This window comes from Saccharicrinis carchari (genome assembly GCF_900182605.1).
GTDB classification, from domain to species: Bacteria; Bacteroidota; Bacteroidia; order Bacteroidales; family Marinilabiliaceae; genus Saccharicrinis; species Saccharicrinis carchari.
In genome coordinates, this window is sequence record NZ_FXTB01000016.1 from 1 (window position 1) to 23,717 (window position 23,717).

At 38.0% G+C, this 23,717-nt stretch carries 19 protein-coding genes and 1 pseudogene; 18 read left to right on the forward strand and 2 right to left on the reverse strand.

Annotated features, from left to right (window positions below):
• The 16 genes and pseudogenes from FN809_RS17820 to FN809_RS17225 form a co-directional block, all read left to right on the forward strand.
• A pseudogene (locus FN809_RS17820) lies at nt 1-468 on the forward strand (hypothetical protein); the annotation flags it as partial.
• A gap of 4 nt (nt 469-472) precedes the next feature.
• Nucleotides 473-1,192, forward strand: coding sequence for an IS21-like element helper ATPase IstB (gene istB / locus FN809_RS17155; RefSeq protein ID WP_142534776.1), 720 nt, complete (start codon nt 473-475; stop codon nt 1,190-1,192).
• Between the two features lie 477 nt (nt 1,193-1,669).
• Nucleotides 1,670-3,559, forward strand: coding sequence for a methyl-accepting chemotaxis protein (locus FN809_RS17160; RefSeq protein ID WP_142534777.1), 1,890 nt, complete (start codon nt 1,670-1,672; stop codon nt 3,557-3,559).
• Between the two features lie 1,219 nt (nt 3,560-4,778).
• The gene (locus tag FN809_RS17165) at nt 4,779-6,110 is read left to right on the forward strand and encodes a DNA recombination protein RmuC (protein ID WP_142534778.1); all 1,332 of its coding nucleotides are present in this window, start codon (nt 4,779-4,781) and stop codon (nt 6,108-6,110) included.
• Nucleotides 6,111-6,334: 224 nt separating this feature from the next.
• Nucleotides 6,335-6,859 (forward strand): V4R domain-containing protein, encoded by a 525-nt coding sequence (locus tag FN809_RS17170; RefSeq protein ID WP_142534779.1) that lies wholly within the window; start codon nt 6,335-6,337, stop codon nt 6,857-6,859.
• Entirely contained in the window at nt 6,849-8,384 is a 1,536-nt protein-coding gene (locus FN809_RS17175; protein ID WP_142534780.1) for a PAS domain-containing sensor histidine kinase, read from the forward strand. Before FN809_RS17170 ends, FN809_RS17175 begins: the two co-directional genes overlap by 11 nt.
• Nucleotides 8,385-8,605: 221 nt before the next feature.
• Nucleotides 8,606-8,950, forward strand: a complete 345-nt coding sequence (locus tag FN809_RS17180) for a type II toxin-antitoxin system RelE/ParE family toxin (RefSeq protein ID WP_142534781.1) — start codon at nt 8,606-8,608, stop codon at nt 8,948-8,950.
• Complete coding sequence (locus tag FN809_RS17185) at nt 8,947-9,246, forward strand: helix-turn-helix domain-containing protein (protein WP_142534782.1); 300 nt, start codon at nt 8,947-8,949, stop codon at nt 9,244-9,246. Before FN809_RS17180 ends, FN809_RS17185 begins: the two co-directional genes overlap by 4 nt.
• A 282-nt stretch (nt 9,247-9,528) precedes the next feature.
• A complete protein-coding gene (locus FN809_RS17190; protein WP_142534783.1) occupies nt 9,529-9,819 on the forward strand; it encodes a helix-turn-helix domain-containing protein in 291 nt (96 codons plus the stop codon).
• Complete coding sequence (locus tag FN809_RS17195; RefSeq protein ID WP_142534784.1) at nt 9,816-10,733, forward strand: DNA adenine methylase; 918 nt, start codon at nt 9,816-9,818, stop codon at nt 10,731-10,733. Before FN809_RS17190 ends, FN809_RS17195 begins: the two co-directional genes overlap by 4 nt.
• A complete protein-coding gene (locus FN809_RS17200) occupies nt 10,708-11,607 on the forward strand; it encodes a type II restriction endonuclease (RefSeq protein WP_142534785.1) in 900 nt (299 codons plus the stop codon). Before FN809_RS17195 ends, FN809_RS17200 begins: the two co-directional genes overlap by 26 nt.
• Nucleotides 11,604-12,161: a hypothetical protein gene (locus FN809_RS17205; protein WP_142534786.1), complete on the forward strand. Its 558-nt coding sequence runs from the start codon at nt 11,604-11,606 to the stop codon at nt 12,159-12,161. Before FN809_RS17200 ends, FN809_RS17205 begins: the two co-directional genes overlap by 4 nt.
• Nucleotides 12,162-12,217: 56 nt before the next feature.
• A complete protein-coding gene (locus tag FN809_RS17210; RefSeq protein ID WP_246095622.1) occupies nt 12,218-13,036 on the forward strand; it encodes a DNA-methyltransferase in 819 nt (272 codons plus the stop codon).
• Nucleotides 13,037-13,366: 330 nt separating this feature from the next.
• A complete protein-coding gene (locus tag FN809_RS17215; protein ID WP_142534788.1) occupies nt 13,367-14,323 on the forward strand; it encodes a Fic family protein in 957 nt (318 codons plus the stop codon).
• 197 nt (nt 14,324-14,520) lie between these two features.
• Nucleotides 14,521-15,969, forward strand: coding sequence for an MBOAT family O-acyltransferase (locus FN809_RS17220; protein ID WP_142534789.1), 1,449 nt, complete (start codon nt 14,521-14,523; stop codon nt 15,967-15,969).
• A complete protein-coding gene (locus FN809_RS17225; protein ID WP_142534790.1) occupies nt 15,970-17,022 on the forward strand; it encodes a hypothetical protein in 1,053 nt (350 codons plus the stop codon).
• A 172-nt stretch (nt 17,023-17,194) separates the two neighbouring features.
• Here the strand turns inward: FN809_RS17225 and FN809_RS17230 are convergent, their stop codons facing one another.
• Nucleotides 17,195-18,796 carry a thiol-activated cytolysin family protein gene (locus FN809_RS17230; protein WP_142534791.1) on the reverse strand — a complete coding sequence of 534 codons (1,602 nt, stop codon included), beginning with the start codon at nt 18,794-18,796 and terminating at the stop codon, nt 17,195-17,197.
• On the opposite strand from FN809_RS17230, the gene FN809_RS17235 reads away from it, so the two are divergent.
• On the forward strand, nt 18,795-19,115 hold the full coding sequence (locus FN809_RS17235) for a hypothetical protein (RefSeq protein WP_142534792.1): 321 nt from the start codon (nt 18,795-18,797) through the stop codon (nt 19,113-19,115). The genes FN809_RS17230 and FN809_RS17235 overlap by 2 nt on opposite strands.
• Before the next feature lie 82 nt (nt 19,116-19,197).
• Here FN809_RS17235 and FN809_RS17240 read toward each other — a convergent pair whose 3' ends face one another.
• A complete protein-coding gene (locus FN809_RS17240; RefSeq protein ID WP_185957616.1) occupies nt 19,198-22,176 on the reverse strand; it encodes a hybrid sensor histidine kinase/response regulator transcription factor in 2,979 nt (992 codons plus the stop codon).
• Nucleotides 22,177-22,629: 453 nt separating this feature from the next.
• On the opposite strand from FN809_RS17240, the gene FN809_RS17245 reads away from it, so the two are divergent.
• On the forward strand, nt 22,630-23,712 hold the full coding sequence (locus FN809_RS17245) for a WG repeat-containing protein (RefSeq protein WP_142534794.1): 1,083 nt from the start codon (nt 22,630-22,632) through the stop codon (nt 23,710-23,712).
• Nucleotides 23,713-23,717 lie beyond the last annotated feature (5 nt).

The following is a 23,717-nucleotide window of genomic DNA, read 5'->3' on the forward strand; positions in this document are numbered from 1 at the left end:
TACACCCGTTCGATGGTGCGCATTTTTCATCGGCACAACTTGGTAGCGGTACACAAGCGCGAATACGGGATAGGCAAATACACCACTGCAGAAGAACACCTGTGCTCAACCCACCGGCACTACCAAAAGCGTAACCCTGAATACTATAAAGATAAAGCCGCAAACCTATCGAAAACGCTGGGCGAGCTGGTCAGGCTGCTGTTTGCCCGGGACAGGTATCCCGAACAACTGTACAAAAGCTGCGACGGCCTGCTCAAACTATTTAAATCCACGCCCCGTGAAACCTTTGACAAAGCGTGCCAAATGGCTATCGACCATCAGAATCTTACTTACGGTTTTGTCCTGAACGTCATCAAAAACAAGATGACCGAATATATCCGGGAGGAACAACTTGATAAAGACTTGCCCCAACACAACAACATCCGGGGAAAAGAATATTACGACAATCAATTATCAATTAAATTTTAATACGATGGAAAATATCGAAAACCAACTATCGCAATTACGCCTGTACGGTTTTAAAACAAGCTGGAACGCACTTCTGGAAACAAAAAGATGGAATGAGCTGTCGCTTGGCGAAGGCCTTGAGATATTGCTCCAGGCCGAGCTTCAGGACAGGGACAACCGCCGCTTTGACCGATTAAGGAAATCGGCAAAGTTTAGATACCAATCCTCGTTGGAAGAGTTGAAATATGATGCTTCAAGGGGGCTGGACAAAGGGCTCGTGTCCAATTTGGCCACCGGCAATTACATCGCCAATGGCGAGTCTGTTCTGGTTACCGGGGCTACCGGATGCGGCAAGAGCTTTATAGCGTCCGCCTTGGGGCACCACGCATGTGCCCAGGGGCACAAAGTAGCTTACTTCAATGTTCAAAAGCTGCTGCAACAAACAAAAATGACACGTTTGGAGGGCACCATATACCAGCTCCTAAATAAAATATCGAAAGCTAATTTGCTTATCCTCGACGATTTTGGATTGACACACCTTGAAAAACAACACCAGATGGACCTGATGGAAATTATCGAGGACAGACATGCCAGGGCGGCTACTATTATCGCGAGCCAACTGCCTGTTGCCAGTTGGTTTGACATCATCGGCGAGGCCACTATTGCCGATGCGATTTTAGATCGTTTGGTGCACACATCGCACAGGATTGAACTCAAAGGAGAGAGTCTTAGAAAAAAAATGTAATTTTGTCATACTAACCATTTTCGGTTACCCAAATCCAGGGGGGTCAATATGGCCGTTGTGGGGGGTCAACATCACCGGAATTTCCAATGAGTGTTTTCGTTTTTGCGAATGTAGGCCTTTTATTGCTTTTGATTAGGATGATAAAAGCACAGGAATTGCCAAATACAAGTTAAGTATCGGCCAGTGTTAATCCGGAGAGTCGGTATTATTGGGGCGGTATGCGTCTGAGCCCCTCTGTAGCAATCCCATATTATATGGAAGTTTCGAAAGGAGGAATAACTATCGGTATTTGGGTGGATCTTATTTATTCTCAGCAAAACTGTACCAGTTGGTATATTCATATGTGATGTCTTGCACTTGATATATGTGATTAAGCATTTATTTATTCAAACAATTATGGCGTAATAAAAACTATACTTTTTTAGCCATTTCTGCAGTGCTCAGTAACAAACTACATAACTTATAATATAATTTATCGTGAAAATCAAGAATCAGTTATTTTTAGGATTTGGAACATTGATCCTTTTTCTTTTAGTTGTTGTAATATCAATTCTAATACTAAACACTAAAAGTATTAAATACGCCAATGAAACATCAACAGATGATGTACCTGGAGCAATTCATTGTTTATTTATACTGGATGAAATTAATGATATGAATTCCAACACATTAGAATATCTTAGTGGTGAAGATGATGAAAGCATTGCTTTTGAAGAAAACTATAAAGAATTTCTGGACTACTACTCAATCCTGTATAAATTAGAATCCGCCAATGCAAAGGATAAAGCAAATATGGACTTAATTGATAAAACAGTACGTGAATATGTACAGGTCATTAGAGATGAGGTGTTTGCAAAATATAACCCTATTCATGAGGTAAAGTCGCGTAAAAAGGCGGATGATCTAAAAAATAATGAAGGTACAGAACTTATAAAACTATTAGCAAAGTTAGGTCATGAAGAGTATAATGATGCGCTACGATCAGGTGATTTAAATGAAAGTTTAAAAGATGATATTCCTGGTTTAATATACTATTTCGACTTACAGAATAGTGTGACGAATATGCTATTTTCGCTTTCTGAGTATGTTTCTGGAGAGGTTGAAAGTAAAAAATATTATACCTTGTTTTCGGAGAAATTTATAAAAACACTTAAGGCATTAAAGCCATTAGAACGTAAATCAACCGAAATAAAACAGCTTCAGTTAGCGGAGAACTTATTTAATACAATTAAAAAAGAGGCTGATCAATTATTTAACACCTTTAATCCAACAGCTAAAAGGGATGCCATAGCTCTTGTAGATAAATATGAAAATGAAACATTTTCAAAAATTGAACAACTTCTTGACGAATCTGTGGTTGCGGAAGTAAATGAAGCATCAATAGGGTTAAGTAAACTTGTTGCATTCTTAAAAAGAATAAATATCATTGCAATCACACTAACAATTTTAACAATATTGTTAAGTGGTATTGTGATTTTCAGTATTATCAGAAGTATTATTCCACCACTAAATAAAGGCTTAATATTTGCGCAAGCACTTTCTCAAGGTGATTTTTCAGATCCACTTTCAATAGATAAAAAAAATGAAATTGGTATTCTAGCATATTCTTTAAATGAGATGATGCTAAAAGTTAAAAATGTTTTAGAAGCTATTACAACATCTTCTCAACAAGTAAAAGGTGGTGCTGCGCAGGTTTCAATTTCATCACAAGTATTAAGTACGGGGTCAAGCGAACAAGCCTCTACTGTTGAACAGGTGGCATCCTCCATTGAAGAAGTTACTGCTGGTGTTTTGCAAAACCAGGAGAATTCTCACAAAGCGGCAATAATAACAAAACAGGTAGAAACAGGGATACAGGAAGTTGCTTCTTTAAGTAACGAAACCGTTGAGGCTAACAAAGCCATTTCTGAAAAAATTGATATCATCACAGACATTGCTTACCAAACTAATATTCTTGCGCTTAATGCAGCTGTTGAAGCAGCACGTGCTGGAGAGTACGGTAAAGGTTTTTCAGTTGTAGCAGCTGAAATTCGAAAGCTTGCAGAAATAAGTAAAAACGCCGCTGAGGAAATTGTAAGTAAAACAAATATGGCGTATCAAATATCTGAGAAGGCAGAAAACAAACTAAATAAGATGTTACCGGAGCTTGCCAATTCATCACTGCTTATACACGAAATTTCATCTTCCGGTAAGGAGCAAAGTTCAGCTATTAATCAAGTAAATACCGCTATAATGCAATTAAATAATTTAGCTCAAAACAGTGCTTCAAACAGTGAAGAGCTGGCAGCGAGTGCAGAGGAAATGTCAAGTCAATCTGATTTTTTACTGCAGACAACAGAATTTTTCACCCTTTACAAGACAAATTAATATTATATTTTAAATCATGCCAATCCGTTTAAGGTTATTTTTAAAAACGCTTTTGGGAGTAGAATTATCAAAAGGTGGTTATTTTTGCGGAAGAGACAATGGGGTGTAATAATTATCGTAGGAGACTACTGTTGATGCGTAATAATATTTTACAAAATAAACATAACTCACCTTATTCATTCCGGTGTCAATTATCATAAAAGCGTCCAACATGCAGGCAAGGTCCGCTATAACGACGCAAACTGCTTATCGAGGTTTTTAATTTACCTGTTAAACCTTCACTGCTCTATGGTGTATTTTTTATTGCGTTGGCATCAGCAGATATTTCAAAGAGGAAATTAAAAATGAAGAATGCCAAGCTTTTTTAAAGATCCGAAGTTGGAGGTGCATACCTTAGGTCTATTGGATTCCGATTTGTAAAAATTGTTGGTGATATTTAACTTTAAGCCATATTTGTTGTTTTAATTCGTCTATCAGATATATAAGGGTCAAGTGAGGATGTAATTACAGATTTTTTTATAAATCACTGGCCGAGTGCCTTAGAAAGTGGACAGCCGCATAATCGCATCCCTTTACTATATACATAAGCCCTTCCTACGCAAAAGAAATAGGTCGGGGAAGAATGGTAGGTATACTCCGGAATAGATGGTAGGAGAACATAGTCTGATAAGGCAATACTACCATAGCAACATGTAAACAGTTATGGCGATAGCCTTTTTAATAGGTAATTACTGCAAACAAGATTGTTCTTAATGGATATTGTTACAGCCTTCAGCACTGTGTTTGATTATAGTTCTGCCAGATGTTTTACTGAAAAAGTATATCGGGTGTATGTCTCAATGACCAGTAACATAGCTTAAAGTTCTTCGCGCCATAAACGTTACCCCTAATATAAACATAAAAGCTGCTGTTGCGGCGAATGATGCAGATTACCATGTATGGTAATAAGAAAGCTAAATTCAGTGCGATCGGCCTTTGCAAATATGTTGTACTGCAAAATCAGATTGCGTAACTGGTGAAGATATGCAAAATAGTTAAACTGAAAATTATTATCGACCGGCAGTTTCCTCCTCAAAAAGTGGCCGGACGCATAGTTATATTGATTTAGACCGTATGAAAGGGAATGTGACAAATAGTGCTTAAATTGGAAACTAATAAATTTTCCTAATTTTGACTTTACCGGAAAAGGGGGATAAACTTTTACCCAAAAAAGCTAATTATGGAAATTATCGCAATTATTATTTCAGTGCTTAGTCTTGTGCTGTTCGCACTTTTATTTTTTAAGAAAAAAGAGAATGATGTCTCGCTTATTGTTGATGCGGTGCAGCAGCTTATGCAGCGTGAACTGAAAGAAAATCGTATCGAGTTATCTGCATCTTTAAAAGATAATCGCGAGGAACTCTCCAACGGCCTGGATAAACTGACCCTTAAACTCGAAGAAAAGCTAAGGCTCATCAGCGATGGCCTGAATAAAAGCGGACAGCAAAACAGGGAGGAACTTAGCCAATCACTCAAAAATTTTAGCGATGTCTTTACTCAAAACGTAAGGGAATTTAACGATTTGCAAAAGCAAAAGTTCGACGCTATGGGCCTAAAGCAAGACGAGCTGGTGAAATCGACTGAGCTGAAATTAGAGAAAATGCGCGAAACCGTTGACGAGAAGTTACACAAGACTTTAGAGGAACGTCTTGGGCAGTCCTTTAAAATTGTGAGCGAACGCTTAGAAGCGGTGCAGAAAGGACTGGGCGAAATGCAGAATCTGGCCAATGGAGTAGGGGATTTAAAAAAGGTGCTGAGCAACGTAAAAACCCGCGGCGTATTGGGCGAGATACAACTGGGCAATATTTTGGAGCAAATTATGGCACCCGAACAGTACATGGCTAATGTTAAAACCAAACAGGGCTCCAACGATCATGTGGAGTTTGCCATAAAGCTGCCCGGTAAAGACGATGTGGGTAAAGAAGTCTATCTGCCCATCGATGCCAAGTTCCCTCAGGAGGATTACGTACGCTTGCAAACCGCCTACGACAGGGGCGATTTAGAAGGTATTGAAAAAGCCAATAAAGCCTTGGTAATGGCCATCAAGAAGTTTGCAAAAGATATACGCGATAAATACATCGACCCGCCGCACACCACCGATTTCGGTATTATGTTTTTGCCCATCGAAGGCTTGTACGCCGAAGTGGTCCGTCAGCCTGAGGTGGTGGCACTGTTGCAGCGCGACTTTAAAATAATAGTAACCGGCCCTACCACCTTAGCCGCCATGCTCAACAGTTTGCAGATGGGCTTCAAAACGCTTGCCATACAAAAACGAAGTAGCGAAGTGTGGCAGATTCTGGGTGCGGTGAAAAGTGAATTTGGCAAGTTTGGCGGGGTGTTGGAAAAAGCCCAGAAAAAAATTAACGAAGCCAACAAAGAATTGGACAGTTTGGTGGGTACACGTACCCGGATGATGCTGTCGAAACTTAAAAAGGTGCAGGAGTTACCTGCAACCGAAAGTGTAAAGTTATTGGAAGAAGCGGTTGATATGGAGGAGGAAAATAGGGGCTAAAATTAATTATTTGCATGAGCTTCTATTTTATTTAACTAAGTTATTTTATATTTTTGAATGTTTTTTTAGCAAGCTCGTGTTGTTTGATGACTTTTACATTTTTTTAAAAATGTATGGATGGGCGTTGATTAGCTTAGTGTTATTGGCAGATGTCCCAAGTGCTTACTTTAATAAATGCAATACCCATTAAAGTATTCTTTCAGGCATAGAATAAATTTCAGAATATGAAAGAGGATAATTACAACTTCCAATGGAAAGACCTTGGTGACGTAGAAATAGGTAGACCAAATTTAGGCAATGCTACCAATGTATCTGTTTATAGGTTGATGCAATATACTATGCGGAGTGTTTTAAACAAAGAATTTGGCAGGTTAAAGGCAGATGAATTATTCTACAAGGCAGGTTTTGTTGCCGGTGAGGAGTTTTGTAAGGCGCTGTTGGTTAGTGAATTGGAATTTTACGACTTTGTAGCGCAACTCCAGAAGATCCTGAAAGATTTAAACATAGGAATTTTAAGGGTAGAAAAGTCTGACCTGGAAAAGATGAGCTTTGTTATTACCGTGGCTGAAGATTTGGATTGTAGTGGTTTGCCCATAACAGGTGAAACAGTATGCGATTACGATGAAGGTTTTCTGGCAGGAATATTCAAACAATATGTAGGCAGGGAATTTGATGTAAAAGAAGTAGATTGCTGGTCTTCAGGCGACAGGGTGTGTAGGTTCACCATAAATTTAAAAAATGGACAATAAGGCCTTAAGCCAGTTTTTATCAGATACCATAAACGGGCTCTTGCATACAGGAAAAATAGAGGAGCTTAGCCATGAATTAAAACGTTCTATTCAGGATTTAGAATCTGGAGAAACTAAATCATTGTTTTTATCTATCAGTGAGTTGCTCGCAAAACTACGTGACAATCAAAGGTTTATTGATGATTTATCCAACGGTAAGCTCAATACCGAAGTACCACCCAACAATGCTTTGGCTGCACCCTTTAAGCAATTGCATGCTAACTTATCCCATCTGGTATGGCAGGTGCAACGCCTCGCTGAAGGTGACTTAAATCAGCAGGTGGATTTTCTGGGAAACTTTTCTTTATACTTCAATAAGCTAATACAAACGCTTAAAGAGGGACGGCAAATTAAACAGGAATTAAAAAATAGCACCGAGAAATACCGTATATCCATTGAAAATGCAAATATCGGAATAATGTCGGTCAGCATTGACGGCATCATAGAAACTACCAATAAAGAGTGTGTAAATATTTTTGGTTATACGCAGGCCGAATTAGAGCAAATGCCTGTAAATAAATTTGTCGTTCCCGACGATCAAGGGCTTAGTCGGTCATATGTCCAATCCGCATTGCTCAACAAGGACCAGGCAAAAGGTGAATTTGTAAAGAGGTTTTTTCATAAGTCGGGCAAAATAATTACCTGTCAAGTATCTTCATCTTTGATGTATGATGTTAAAGGTCAGCCTCTTTTTTTTATCTCACATATTAAAGACATAACCCACCGTATTGAACAGGATTATGCACTCAAAAAACTGAATAACAAGCTTTCACAAACCGTTAAGGAACTAAAAATAGCCAACGCGAGCAAAGATAAATTCTTCAGGATTATTGCCCACGATCTCCGAAACCCATTTCATACCATTCTGGGTTTATCTGAGCTACTCCTGGGTAATACAGAAATATATAACTACGACGAGATAAAACAAATGGCATCTAACATAAACCAGTCAACGGATGATGCTTATAAGCTTTTAGAAAATCTGTTGGCATGGGCGATGTCGCAAACCGATTGTATTCCTTTTAAGCCTCAAAAAATTGTAGTAAAAAACATTGTTCGTGAAGTTATAAGTCTTACCGGTAGCTCTGCCAAGGCTAAAAACATTAGCATGACTTATGATATAGATGAAAACGTCATCATTGATGTTGATGTAAATATGATTAGCACAATATTACGGAACCTAATTGGTAACGCAATTAAGTTTACAAGTAGAGAGGGGGTAGTGCAAATATCGGTTGTAAAAAACGATTACGAAACCAGGTTTAGTGTAAAAGATACGGGAATTGGTATACCAACCGATATTATAGATAAACTTTTTAAAATAGAAGAAAAAGTAAGCATACCCGATACCGACTCACAAACAGGTACAGGACTTGGTCTGTTGCTTTGCAAGGAATTTGTTGAAAAACACAAGGGCAGGATATGGGTGGAGAGTGAGCTTGGCAAAGGGAGTGACTTCAAATTCACCATCAGCCATAAAATATAAATGGTAATATCCCTCTTTTGGGGGGGCAAACCAAAAAATCAGGTATATTGGTCTTTAATTATTTCTTTCTGCACTTTAACAACCAAGTACAAAAGAGAAATAAGGACTATTGATATGGGGTTATTTAAAAGTTATGGGGCATAATACCCCCCCCTCAGCACTAATTAAATTCAAAGTCAGAATTTTTTTGCTTTTGTTATCTTTTAAGATAACTTTGTGCAATGGGCAGACAAATCATATTCCACGAAAATTATTTTGTTGACTTTTATAAGGAACTTGACGTAGGAGTCAAATCCAAATTTCAATATGTGTTTCAGTTAATCCGACAAGTTGAAATGGTTCCTAAAAAATTTTTAGCTCCAATGACTGGTTATGAGGGACTTTTTGAAGTGAGAGTTGAATATCAGTCAAACATTTATAGGGTTTTCTGTTGCTTTGACAAAGGAAAACTCGTGGTTCTTTTAAATGGCTTTCAAAAGAAAACGCAAAAGACGCCAAAGAAAGAAATTGAAAAAGCCATGAGATTGAAAGAAGAGTATTTTAATCAAAAAAAAATGAAATCATGACTGACTACAAAGGAATAAGGACATTTGACGAATTGCTTGAACGTGAGCACGGAAAAATAGGAACTGAAAGTAGAAATGAATTTGAAGAAAAAGCTCAAATGTTCATTGTGAGCGAGATGCTAAAGGAGGCCCGCAAGGAGGCAAAACTCACACAGCAACAATTGGCCGAAAAAGCGGGAACAAAGAAAAGCTACATTTCGAAAATAGAAAATGCAAAGGGAAATATCCAACTTTCGACATTAATAAGAATATTTGAAACTGGACTAAATCGTAAAATCGGGCTGACCTTTCTATAAGCCGTCGAGAACAAATTACGCCCCATAACAATGTACAAAAATAATAGCCGAGGCAGCAGTAAAGTAGCCGGTTGTAGCTCGCTCGTACTTTTCTGTAGCTTGAAAAGATAGCAGTCCGCAGTCGGCTACTATTCTTGTACCGAACGTTAGGCTTCATGCGAAAAAAGCCAACGCGCAAGCAAAGAGTGCTATCGCACACATTGCTTTTTTCCAACGAACGAACTGATTTTTCGATAACGATTCATTATATTTGACAAATAATGACAAATCACTTTTTGTACAATGAACTCATTAGGAGAAAGAATAAGGAATCTTAGAGAATCGAAAGATTTGCTCCTTGGACAAGTTACAGCGTACTTGGAAATAGACACAGCACTTTTAAGCAAAATGGAACGTGGAGCCAGACGTCTTACCAGAGAACAAGTTGTTGCACTTTCTAAACATTTTGGGGTTGATGAAAAAGATTTGTTGACTCTTTGGTTAAGCGACAAAATTTTGAATTCAGTCAAAGATGATAAGTATGCTGCCTTAGCTTTAAATAAGGCTACTGAATTACTAACTAACAAAGCATGAAAAACAAAGCAAAACCATTTCTTAAGTGGGCAGGTGGTAAAACTCAATTAATTCAAGAAATTCAATCTAGTTTGCCAATTCAAATAAAATCTGACAAGTTCACCTACATTGAACCATTTGTAGGCAGCGGAGCAATTCTATTTTGGATGATTAATGAATTTCCAAACCTTGAAAAAGCAGTCATCAATGATGTTAATACTGATTTGATAAATACTTACCGAACTATTTCAAGCAAACCATATGAATTAATTTCAATTTTAGAAACTCTGCAAAATGAATATCATTCTCTTGTAGATGACCAAGACAAAAAGAAAGAATACTATTACAACAAAAGGAAACTATTTAACAATAGAGAATCAGAACAAAGCGGACAAGCCGCTTTGTTTATTTTTCTAAATAGGACTTGTTTTAATGGTCTTTATCGTGTCAATAGAAAGAATGAGTTTAACGTTCCTATGGGGAGTTATAAGCAACCAACTATCTGCAATGCAGAAAATTTACTAGCCGTTCATAATGCTTTGCAAAAAGTTGAAATCCTCTGTGGCGATTTTGAAGAAACTATTAATTACACTAGCGACAATTCGTTTTTCTACTTTGATCCACCATATAAACCATTAAGTGAAACGTCAAGCTTTAACTCCTACGCAAAAGATGAATTCAATGATTTAGAGCAAATAAGGCTTAGAGACTTTTGTCAAAAACTTGAAGATCTCGACCATAATTGGATGCTCAGTAATTCTGACGTGAAAGGAAAAAATCCTGATGATAATTTTTTTGATGATTTATATGCCAATTTCTTCATTGAAAGAGTTGAAGCTAAAAGAAGTATAAATGCTAATCCTTCCAAAAGGGGGAAATTAAATGAGCTATTAATAACGAACTATTCGTATGAAGAAACTTACGAGCCTGCTTGAGCTGCAAAGTGATGATCAACTTTTTGATTCCATTACTTCAAACTTTAAAAATAAAATCACCCAATGGAACTATTTCGTCAATTGGGAGAAAGTACTTGGAAATATCGATCCTATTGAAAAGGAACTTAATCTTCTGAATTATCTAATTGGAAAAGACAATATAGAAGAAGAAGCATTTAAATTAATAAAGCAATACCCTACTGTTGTCAAAGCCTTTCCAAATCTACTTGCAATTCGAGAAAAGTCTGTTGACGTTTTAATCGACACAAAGAATTTCATTTATAAAAAATTCGTTTTTAATAAAACCAGCCTAGACGATAACGAGTGCAGACAATTAGCTCAATTTCTTATAAAATCAGGAATTGCCAGTCTTTTCCAAAAAAAGAAAATAAAAAACCTAGTAGACTATACAACGGGAGTTGAAGTTGGGCTAGATAGCAATGGCCGCAAGAATCGTGGTGGCTCATTGATGGAATCGCTAGTAGAAGATTTCGTTGCAGAAACTTGTAATGAATTAAACATTGGATTTATGCCTCAAGCAACTGCGAAGAAAATAAAGCAAGAATGGGGTCTAGATGTAGCAGTTGATAAATCTTCAAGAATCATAGATTTCGCAATTAATAAAAATGGGCAACTATATTTCATTGAATGTAACTTCTATGGTGGCGGTGGTTCAAAGTTAAAATCAACCGCAACAGAGTATGTAGAAATGAACTCTTATTGGAACAAGCAGCAAATAGAGTTCATATGGGTAACTGATGGAGCTGGTTGGAAATCTACGCTGAAACCTTTACGAGAATACTTTGACAAAGCTGAATACTTAATAAACCTTGAAATGCTCAAAAACGGTATTCTTAAAAATATAATCGGATGAGTACTCCTAAAATGACTTTCAAATCAAAGGGAGTTTTAATGACTCCTTTAAAGGTCTTTCCTGTTAATGGGAAGTTTATCCTAGCAGTGTATCAGGGTAATCTATCCAATTTTGACTTACTTGTAAAGTATCGTCAAAAAGATAACTCAACTAAATCAGGTTGGTCACGATTAAGAACTCCAAAACATATTCATTGGGCAGTTGACTTGCTAATAAAAATGAACATAGAAAAAGGAAAAACAAAAGAACTCGTTTCTTTTCTTTTAACTTATTGGAATGATAAAGCAAAACCAATTAAAGACTTGAATTCTAGAAATGAATTACTTGAAAAGAAGATAATAGGAGAGATAGAACAAGAAGCAGCAGAGTATGAATCTTTAGAAAATAAAGGCGAATACAGCATAAGGTTTATTCTCCTCATGGCTAAGCTTTTAATGTTTCAAGAAAAGTCAAACTATGAGCAAGCCTACATGTTCAAAAACCTACTTGAAGCATTAGAACACGGAGAAAATATATTCAAAATTGTTTCTGTGGCAACTCATAATAGAAGATGATTAAACCATATTATAAATCAACAGATGCACAATTTTATCTCTTAAAAGGAGATACAATGAAACTCTTAAATGAGTTTGATCATAAGTTTGATTTGGTTTTTGCTGATCCTCCTTATTTTCTATCTAACAATGGGCTTTCTATTCAGAATGGTCAAATCGTTAGCGTTAACAAGGGCAAATGGGATAAGTCTCATGGATTTGACTTTATAAACGACTTTAATCGTCAGTGGCTTTCATTAGTCCGCAATAAAATGAAAGATGACGCCACAATTTGGATTAGTGGCACAATGCACAATATTTTTTCTGTAGGTCAAATTTTAACAGAATTGGACTTCAAGATTCTAAATGTCATAACATGGGAGAAGACTAACCCACCACCAAATTTTTCTTGCCGTTACTTCACCCATTCGACTGAGCAAATAATTTGGGCTAGGAAAAAGGAAAAAGTCCCACACTACTACAATTATGACCTCATGAAGCAATTGAACGGCAACAAACAAATGAAGGATGTTTGGAAACTGCCTGCAATTGCAAAATGGGAAAAGTCGTGTGGAAAGCACCCGACTCAAAAACCGCTTTCTGTTTTAACAAGATTAATTTTAGCTTCAACTAAGCAGAATGCATGGATTTTAGATCCTTTTGCAGGTAGTTCAACTACGGGAATTGCAGCTAACCTCGCTAACAGAAGGTATTTAGGTATTGACCAGGAAGAAGAATTCTTAGAGATAAGTAAGAATCGTAAGAAAGAAATCGAAAACAGACTTATTGCTGCAAAATACAGACAAAAATTAGCAGGATTTAATAATCAAGGAGAGTTAGATTTATTTCTTGCTAAAGAACCGACTGTTGAATATGGCAATGAATTGTCACTATGAAAAGTCCAACGCTCAGTTCAAGCACATTGCAATCCTCGTTCCTGCGGTTGCAAAGAGCTTTCACGCCAACGCACGGACGAAGAAAAAATAAAGCACGAAAGCACAATAAAAGCTATACGTAATGCGGGATCCAGCGATAATTTGAGCGATAATACAGATAATGAAATTTAGTAATAAATTGAAAGTGGAGTGCTCCTAAATCCCGCACTACGCATAGCCCAACCGTTAGGCTTTATTTTACAAAACACCGCAATTTGAAAATTATTGAATTATTAAGACATAATTGCTTATCTTTGATACTATCAAATGATACTATCACAACTATATGGAATGAAACCACCTTATACAATAACAGGTAAAATCTTAAAGCTTGTTGCTTCTATTTCAGAGAAGATAGGCGAGGTAAACGCTGCTCATTTGAGCAAACCTCCAACCGAACTAAGAAAGAAAAATAGAATTAAAACAATTCACTCTTCTCTTGAAATAGAGGGAAACACTCTGACCATTGAACAAATCACTGCAATTGTTGAAAACAGGCGGGTAATTGGTCCCAAGAAGGACATTCTGGAAGTAAAAAATGCCATAGTAGTATATGACTATTTGGACAATTTAAACCCCAATAGTTTCGAGTCTTTTTGTGAAGCCCATGGATTATTAATGAATGGCCTAATTGAATCTGCTGGACAACTCCGAAGTAAATCTGTTGGAATAGTAAAGGGTTCAGAAATTGCACATATTGCTCCACAAAGTGGAATGCTTAAACCCTTAATGAATGATTTATTTGATTATCTTAAGAATGATGATGATTTAATTTTAATCAAAAGTTGTGTGTTTCATTATGAAATGGAATTTATACACCCCTTCATTGACGGTAATGGAAGAATGGGACGACTATGGCAAACCCTAATTTTAAAAAATTACCACCCCGTTTTTGAGTTTCTGCCCATAGAAACCTTAATAAAGGAACGTCAGGAAAATTATTACGAGGCTTTAGGGAAATCTGATAATTCTGGAGAATCAACCCTATTCATTGAATTTATGCTTGAAATTATACATGAATCATTTGAAGAATTACTGAATATACAGAATGTAAGCCTCGAAAATATTGACAGAATTAACCTGTTCAAATCAATAATAAAGGAAGATTACTTTTCGCGAAAGGATTACCTAAAGAATTTTAGAGAAATATCACCAGCAACCGCAAGTCGTGATTTAAAGTTCGCATTTGAAAATGGAATGGTTGAAAAAATCGGAGACAAAAACTCCACAAGATATAAATTCAAATAAAAAACAAAGCCTAACAATGTACAAAAATAATAGCCGGGTCAGCAGTATATTCAAGGGTTATAGCCCCCTTCAACTTTCTTGTAATTTGACAGGAAATTACCACGCAATCTGCCACTACTCATACAATTTACCGTTGTACGTCATGTTAAAAAGACACGACCGTGCTAAAAATTAACCTTAAAGGATAGATAAGAGAAATGCTTTTTAACTCAATTGACTTTGGGATTTTCTTACCGATAGTTTTTTTACTCTATTGGTTTGTGTTGAATAAAAATCTAAAACTTCAAAACTTGCTTATTGTAATAGCGAGTTATGTTTTTTATGGATGGTGGGATTGGCGTTTTTTATCATTAATTATATTTAGCACAATAGTTGACTACACAGTTGGCAGAAAACTAAGAACCGAAGAAAACCAAGTTAACCGTAAAATGCTATTATGGACAAGTATTTTGGTCAATCTTGGATTTTTAGGTTTCTTCAAATACTACAACTTCTTTCTTAACAACTTCATAACCGCCTTTTCATTTTTCGGTCAAGAAATTCAAGGCAATTCTCTAAATATCATCCTACCGGTTGGAATAAGCTTTTATACGTTCCAAACTTTGAGTTACACTATTGATGTCTATAAGCGAAAACTTGAACCCACTAATGATTTTATTGCATTCTCCGCATTTGTGAGTTTCTTTCCTCAATTAGTTGCAGGTCCAATTGAAAGAGCCACACGTTTACTCCCGCAATTTTATAAAAACCGAACTTTTGATTATTCAAAAGCTGTTGACGGTATGCGACAAATTCTTTGGGGGCTATTCAAGAAAATCGTAATTGCTGACAATTGTGCTGAATTTGCTAATCAGATTTTCAATTATTCAATTGATATGAATGGAAGCACTCTTGTTTTAGGCGCATTGTTTTTTACTTTCCAGATATATGGAGACTTTTCAGGTTATTCAGATATTGCAATTGGAACGTCTAGACTTTTTGGATTTGACTTAATGCGAAATTTTAATTTCCCATATTTTTCAAGAGATATTGCTGAATTTTGGAGACGTTGGCATATATCTCTTTCAACTTGGTTCAGGGATTACCTATATATCCCATTAGGTGGAAGTCGCGGTGGAACTTGGATGAAAGTCAGAAACACTTTTATCATTTTTATAATAAGTGGTTTTTGGCACGGTGCAAATTGGACATTTATTGTTTGGGGAGCATTGAATGCAATTTATTTCTTGCCTTTATTATTGACTAATAGCAACAGAAATAATTTGGGAACCGTTGCTCAAGGAAAATTACTTCCAAGTATAAAAGAATTTTCATTTATGTTGCTAACATTTGGGTTAACTGTGTTTGCGTGGATATTTTTTCGAGCAAATGATATAGGACACGCTATAAGCTACATTGCTGAAATTTTATCTCCTTCTCTTTTTTCAATACCTAAATTTGCCGGTATGAGAAGTGCCTTAGCAACAATAATGCTTGTTGCCATTTTTGTTATAGTTGAATGGAAAGGAAGAGAAGGACAGTATGCAATTGCTCATTTAGGCATTAAATGGGAGCGTCCAATTAGATATGCATTGTATTATGCAATTATCATTGCAATCTTTTGGTTTGGTGGCAAAGAACAACAATTTCTTTATTTTCAATTTTAGATGATGAAAAAGTTTTTATCAAAATTATTTCGTTTCTCATTAATCGGGTTAAGCTATTTAATTATAATGGCGGTTTTGTACATAGCATTTGACCCATTTAAAGTTTTATATGACTATGAATCATTTTTTGATACTAATGCAAAAGCAAGTGTTGCTCCTAACAAAGACTATGCAAGCACAACAACATTTATAAAAAACAGCAAAAAAATAAATTATAATTCGTTCATTTTTGGGAACTCTCGTTCAATCTTCTATCAAATTTCAGAATGGAAAAAACATATTGGAGAAGATGCAATATGTTATCATTTTGATGCATCCGGTGAATCCTTGTGGGCTTTAAATAAAAAAGTTGAATTCATCAATAAAAAGGAAAATAACATCAAAAATATGTTGCTTGTATTAGATTATGCCACTTTAACAAATGTTAAGCCAAAATCGGCTCACTCATACATAATTTCTCCTGCCTTAGTTAACAACTCAAATATTATTGAATTTCACATAGCCTTTTTTACTGCCTTTTTAACTCCAAATTTTACATATGCATACTTAGATTATAAAATATCTAATAAAATGAAACCATATATAAAGAAAGTATTGGATGACAGGCAGAAGAACTATGATAATAAAACAAATGAACTTCGATTTGATTATTTTGAGAATTTAATATCAAAGGGCAAATATTACACACCCGAAAGACTTTCTGTTTTCTACGACAGGGACACAACAATACAAAAATTCTCTGAAGAGTGCATTAAAGAGAACCAAAAAATTATTCTCAAAAATATTTACTCAATAACACAAAAGCATAACTCGAAAATAAAGATTATTATAAGCCCCCTATACGACCAAATTAAAATAAACAAGGATGATTTGAAATATTTAAGAGCTTTATTTGGAGAAGAAAATGTATTTGATTTTTCGGGAATAAATAGATTTACTAATAACTACAAAAACTACTATGAAGCCTCTCATTACAGACCGCACATTGCGAGAGAGATAATGAGAATTATATATGAACAAAAAGCGCAAACTGACTCTGGATATGATTACTAAACGTTAACACCAAGCAAAAAAAGAACACGCTGTACATTAAATTGAGCAATTATCTGAGCTTGCCGCTAAATCCCTTGTGCAGTGCCTCGCTGTGGCAAAAGCCTCCGCTAAATTGCGGAGGCTTTTGCCACAGCGGGAAACCTGGTATCTTATTTCCAATGCTTATACGTTTTTAAATACGTGTTATCTTTTCTACTTTTAGTATAAACACCACATCCATAAATGACGATCCCTGCCCGTAATTTTTAATGGTGTAGGTAAGCGAAGCGGGCGATTTGGCGATGATGTCAATCAAGGGTACCGTATAGCTGCTTGTGCCCAGGTCCTCATCGGCATCAGGCCAGGCATCCTGTTCTTTTACCGACAACTGGATTGTAATGCTGTGTGAGCTTACTAAATTGTTATAACGACGCCGTGTGGTAGTGTTGTTGGAGAAGGTGTGGGTTTTATTTTTACCTAATTTCAAATAGGTACCCGATGAACTAACACTCCAATGGTTGTATTTTTTACTGCTTGTCCTCCAACTTTTAATTGTACCAAAAAGCTCATTGGGGCTGCCGTTGCCATCCTCAAAATGAGGGGTCATGCGATACAGGCGTACGGAAATATCATACCTTAGGTTGTCGGTGCGCGGCACGGCGGTGCGTACGGGATAAGAGGCCGAAAATACGGTGCGCGCAATGGTGTTGTCATGAATATACCGCAGCTTGTAGGAGATGGGCGCACCCGGCGATGTTTTGGAGAAATTACCGCCCCGGGTAATATATTTCTTAAAATCGCTAAAGCCGTTGATGGCCGTACCCGCATCGGCTCCCGAGCCGCCCAGCACATACACCTTCATGGTTGATTTGGCGACCAATTTTTCAAAGTCGGTGCTCGATTCGCCTTCTATTTGGCTGTACGAGGCCTGAAGGTAGGTGTTTACCTCGGTTTCGGAAAGCTCCGACTCCACGGTGAACAAGGCCATGCGGCCAAAAGTAACCGTAGAGATGTACATGGGCATCAGCGAACCAAAAATATTGGGACTGGGTTCTTCGTCGATCAGGTCGGAGGGCTTGGCCGGCAGGTCCATATCCAGGGTATAGTAGTTTTGGATAAATTTGGCCACCACCCTTGATTTTATTTTAGTGTTGCTGTAATTAAAGCTCCCGTTTACATCCATTGCCCCTGAGGAATAGCTGGCCCGTACCGCCATCTTAAACTGCTCGCGGCTGTAAATATTTTCAACAGTAAAGCCCATATTGGCCGGAGGAACATCATATTCCTGGCTCATTAAGTCGTTAACGGCTTCGCGCACGGTGGATAGTTTGGGATCTTCCACTTTTACCGACACCTTCCCCGCACCTTGCAACGAGGTGGATATAGTGATGGGTTTGCGCTTTACCGATATAGGCACATAGCTGCCGTCCAGGATGGTTTCCCCTTTAATTAAGGCACCGGGATAAATCACGTCGGTTTGCGGGTTCAGTACAATCTGCTCGTCGTAACCTGCCGCGGCCGAGTAATAGTCGATGGTGTAGTCGTACTCTAAATCTTGTTCCGTGGCCGTGCTGTCGATGGTAGCCGGCTTTTCGGCTTCAAATTGTACCGGCGGAAGGCTTAGGATATAGTCATCCGTTTCCTGACCTATATCCGGGGACGGTCCGTTGTCCTTTTTACAACTGCCCATCGCTATAGATATTATAAAAAACATAAAACTTAAGTAGAAGTAATTGCTCTTCTGTACTGAATATTTCTCTCCCTTAAAACGGGGTGTTGGCGTATTTTTTTTCATGGCGAATAGTTTAATGATTACTATTCTGCAATTAAGACCTTTTTGTCTGCTATCGCATAGTAGCTATGTTGCAAAGGATGTAACAAATGTTGCAAGGAATGGTATAGGGTTGGTTTACAGCTATTTTAAAGTAGGAAAAGTAAGGGGCGAAGGGCGTGGGGCAGGGGGCAAAGGGCAAATACTTATTAATCCCCATCCCTACCACAGCGTGGTAGTACTTCCTCCCGCATTCCTGCGGGACAGGCTCTTTCCCCTAAAAATGGAAGGGGAAGAGCCGTTGGTGGAAATCTATCCCAAAAACTACTCCTATCCGCCTTGACCTTCCTTTTTCAATCTTTATCATTGCACCAATGCGCTTTTTTCTCTCCCCTCCTTTGGAGGGGTCGGGGGAGGCCTCTCCTTCAGCCCACTTCACCCGGTGTTATTCCAAAATACTCCTTAAAGCACTTGCCAAAGTAACCTGGAGAACCGAATCCCACCAAATAGGCAATTTCGGCAATGGTAGCCGTGTTTTTTTTGATGAGCTCGTAGCCACGTTTCAAACGATATTCACGGATAAAACGGCTGGCCGATTTTGAAGTGAGGGCTTCTAATTTGCGATGAAGCTGGCTGCGACTGACACCCACGGCAAGAGCCAGCTCTGCCACGGTGAAGTTTTCGTTGGCAATATTCTCTTCAATAGTGCCACATACTTTTTCGATATAGGCGTCGTCCAACGATTTTACAACCATGTTTTGCGGATGGATAATTAATTCGGATGAATATTTTATTCGTAGTCTTTCGCGATTGTCGAGCATGTTTTTTACGATCAGTAGTAATTCATCCGGGTTAAAGGGTTTGGCGATATAGGCATCCGCATGGGCCTCTCGTCCTTCCAGCCTATTTTCTACGGATGCTTTGGCGGAGAGCAGTATAATAGGGATGTGGCTGGTGAGTCTGTTGTTTTTAAGTTCGCGTACAGCTTCCATGCCGTCTTTTAAGGGCATCATCACATCACTGATAATGATGTCCGGAATCAGTTCCAACGCTTTGTCAATACCTATTTGTCCGTTGGTTGCGGTTTCTATGCGGTAATGCCGGGCAAACACCGAACTAATGTAGGTGAGTACTTCTATATGGTCTTCGATAATGAGAACAAGTGGGCAGTCTTTTTTTAAAACTTCTTCCCGTTCACTTTCCCCTGATATCATGACGTGTTCACCAGGCTTCGTATCCGTATGCTTTGTATTAACTAGCTTGTTTTTGGTTATGGGTTTGTTGCTTGGTAAGGTAATTAAAAAACGGGTGCCTTCGGCCTTTGAACTTTCCACACGGATGGAACCACCATGTATATTCACCAATTCGTGCGTTAATGCCAACCCAATGCCGGTTCCCTGCACCAGTTCCTGTTTGGACTTTTCCTGGTAAAACCGGTCGAAGATAGATGCGCACACATCGGGTGTAATATAGCTGCCTTTGTTGAGTACGGAAAATGATAGGCTATTCCCTTTTTCTATATTCGAAGAGTCCAAGCCTACGCGAATGACGCCATCGTTGGGCTCAAACTTTATCGCGTTCGACAAGAGGTTGTTCAGGATGGTCTGCACAATTTCTTCATCATAGTTCATGCATAGTTCAGTTTGATCTACATCTACCGTTAAATCTATATTTTTCATTTCGGCCAGCGATAAAAAAGAAAAAACACTGCTTTTTAGGGTCGCAATAAAATCACCCGATGCAATGTCGAGTTGGTATTTTCCCGCATCCAGCTTCGAGAGGTCGAGTAGCTGGTTAATAAGCGTAAGCAAGCGTTGGGCCTGTTTTTGTATCATTCTTAGCTGGGGTGCGAACGGGGCAGCCCGATCCGCTTTAAGCATATCGTGCACAGGGCCCAGGATAAGGGTCAAAGGTGTACGGAACTCATGGGAGATATTGGCAAAGAAGTCGGACTTGATTTTGTCCAGCTCTTTTTCGCGGGCCAGCAATTGCTTGTTATTACGGTGTGCTACCCATAAAATAACCAGAACCAGCAGCACGATAACCAAGGTTAAAATTCCCCAAACCAGCATCCTTTGGTTCCTGTACTTCGTTGTTTGTTTTTCCAGTTGCAGCCTGTTAATCTGTTGCTCCTTTTTATCCGATTCGTACTTCGAGGCCATTTCGGCAAATTGCTGTTTGTTTTCGCGTGCCCAGATACTGTCGCTGTATTGTTTGTGCAGCACATAGTTTTCAAGAGCCTGTTGGGCATGGTTAGTAGCTTTATAGCTATTGGACAAATACAGGTAAGCATCGCTGAGTTTATGATGGTCGGCAATATTTTTTGCATGGCCAACAGCGAGCTCCAGATTCTGTAGCGCAAGCGGATAGTTTTTTAGCTGATAATAGGACTGACCAATGCCCAGATAGTTAGAGCATTTAAATAGTTCGTCGTCCAGATCTAAGCCGAGCTGCAGCCCCTCCTCATACATTTCCAGTGCCTTGCCGTATTGCTGCCTGTTATAATACAACATTCCCAACGAGTACATGGTCTTGCATTTTTCTTGTGCAAAACCATATTCATCGGTAATTTGATACGAGGAGTCGAGTGCAGTGGCGGCACGATCGTAATTTTCCATGTTCAGGTAAACATCACCCATAAATCGGTAGGTGATGGCGATAAATTTTTGATTGTTTGTTTCGCGATGGTAATCCAGACAGGTATTTAACAAGCTGAGGCTTTCGTCGTACTTTTCCCTGACATTGTAAATATCAACCAGTGCATTAAGGGTATAAATCTCCCAGCTTTTCACCTTTTTGTCGCGAAAAATGGCGAGTGCTTTCAGTCCGTTTTCGGTGGCTTGTGTGTAAAAGCCTTTGCTGTAATACCCGTTGGTTTTCATATAAAGACTAACGGCGTAGCCAACCGAGTCATTGTTCTCCAAAAACACCTTTCCGGCCTCACCGGCATAATAGATGGCGCTATCGAAGTTGGCCAGCTCATGTTGAATATTGCCCAGGTTGTAATACACCGATGCATCAATCTGGTAATTGCCCACTTTTTTGTTGGCCTCCCGGGCGTTGCGGTAGGCTTGAGCGGCCCTGTTGTTGTTGCCTAACTGAAACCAGGCGTTTCCCAACCTTTCGAAACCTTTCGCCAAACCCGGATGATAACCCGATTTTTTGGATACGTCAATGGCTTTTTGCGCGTACCTTATGGCTTTTTCCGACTCGTTGTAGGTAAACAGGTCGGCCAGTTCAATGTAGTTGATCACTTTTATCGTATCCTCCAAAGTGTTGTCAATCACGTTCAGCAGGCTGTCTGCGGTATTGATAGGGGAGGCGTGTAGGGGCGCGATAAACGAAAATAAGGTAAAAAGGACAAATAAGAATGCCGGAATTTTAAAAGTATTTCGAATATTCATAGGCTGCTTATTTGAGAAATGCCGCATGGGGCAATGTTGTACATGCAGTTTTATGTATATTCTAAGACAATAAAGTTAGTTTTTTGTTTAGTGGTATAATGTCAAAACGTTGTTAGGAGCAGCCGTTATTTACCCTTTGCTGGTATGCTGTAAAGCCAGCTATGTGCCCTTGAAAAGATAACCGATGTGCTTGCCGAGACCTCGCAGCACGAAAGCAACTGCGATTTTTATCTGGCTTATCAGAAATTAATAGTGTGCGGCATTATATTTATATTCAGCTCCAAACCTGCTTTTTAGTTGTGATATGTATTTTGCTATGTATGTAAAAAAACAGCTAATTCGTCAAAGTATCTTTAATTCTTTATAAGTAATTGAAACCACAAGATATAAATGGCGTAGTTATATTTATAATTTAAAGGAAAAATCGATACTAATTTAAGAATACACTTTTTTATGAAAATCCACTTCAGGTTATTTATTTGGTCCATGTTGTTTGTAGTGTCGGGCTATATAACTGCCCAAATAAATATAAATAATAATAACATACTGTATCCGGTCTGTAAAGATGGTAAATGGGGTTATATCAATTCTTCGGGCAATGTAGTTGTTTCTGCTATTTATGATATTGCTTTTCCATTTGATGAAGGTAAAGCAATGACAGTGCAAGACAATGATAAACAATTTATCGACCATAGCGGAAAAACAGTATTAACCATACCTGCCACTTTTATGGTGCATACAAGCTTTTCTGAAGGTTTATTAGGTTATGTAAACGAAAATGGAGCTGGTTTTTTAACTCCCGATGGACAACTGACGATTACCAATAATTTTGCTGAGGTAAAACCTTTTTCGGATGGTTATGCTGTTTACAAAGACAAAGACAGTGGCTTATATGGTGCCATTGATAAAACAGGTAAGATAAAAATTATGCCACAGTTCACGTATCTGTCTGATTTTATAAGTGGGTATGCTATATATAAATTGTCCAATAACCACCAGTATGGTTTAATTGATAAAGCAGGTAAAATATTTCTTGTTAACCGCTATACCTACTTAACTAATATCTTTGATGGACTAATTGGCACCTGGAATGGCTCTACAAAGGTGAAATACATTGATATAGAGAAAAAAGAGGTGTTCAAAGCACAGGTTTTTAAGGACAATAACAGGCCATCGCATTTTCAGTTGCCATTGTATCCTTTTTCAAATGGGATTGTAAAGTATTACGACCCTTTTAAAAATAAATATGGTTTTTTAAATAAGAAAGGTGAAGTGGAAATTCCTGCACAATTTGATGCTGCCAGTAATTATTCCAATGGTCTGATAGCTGTAAAACAGGGTGCCAAGTGGGGCTATGCCAATAAAAAGGGCGTACTAAAAATAAGAGTACAGTTTGATGAAGCTACTGATTTTAAAGATGGTGTGGCGGCAGTTTACCTTGGTGGTTCAGCAAAAGATTTTCTTGATAAAAAGTCAAATGTAAAAATGGGGTACATCAACAAAAAAGGTGACTTTATCTGGAAGTATAGCAATTAAAAATT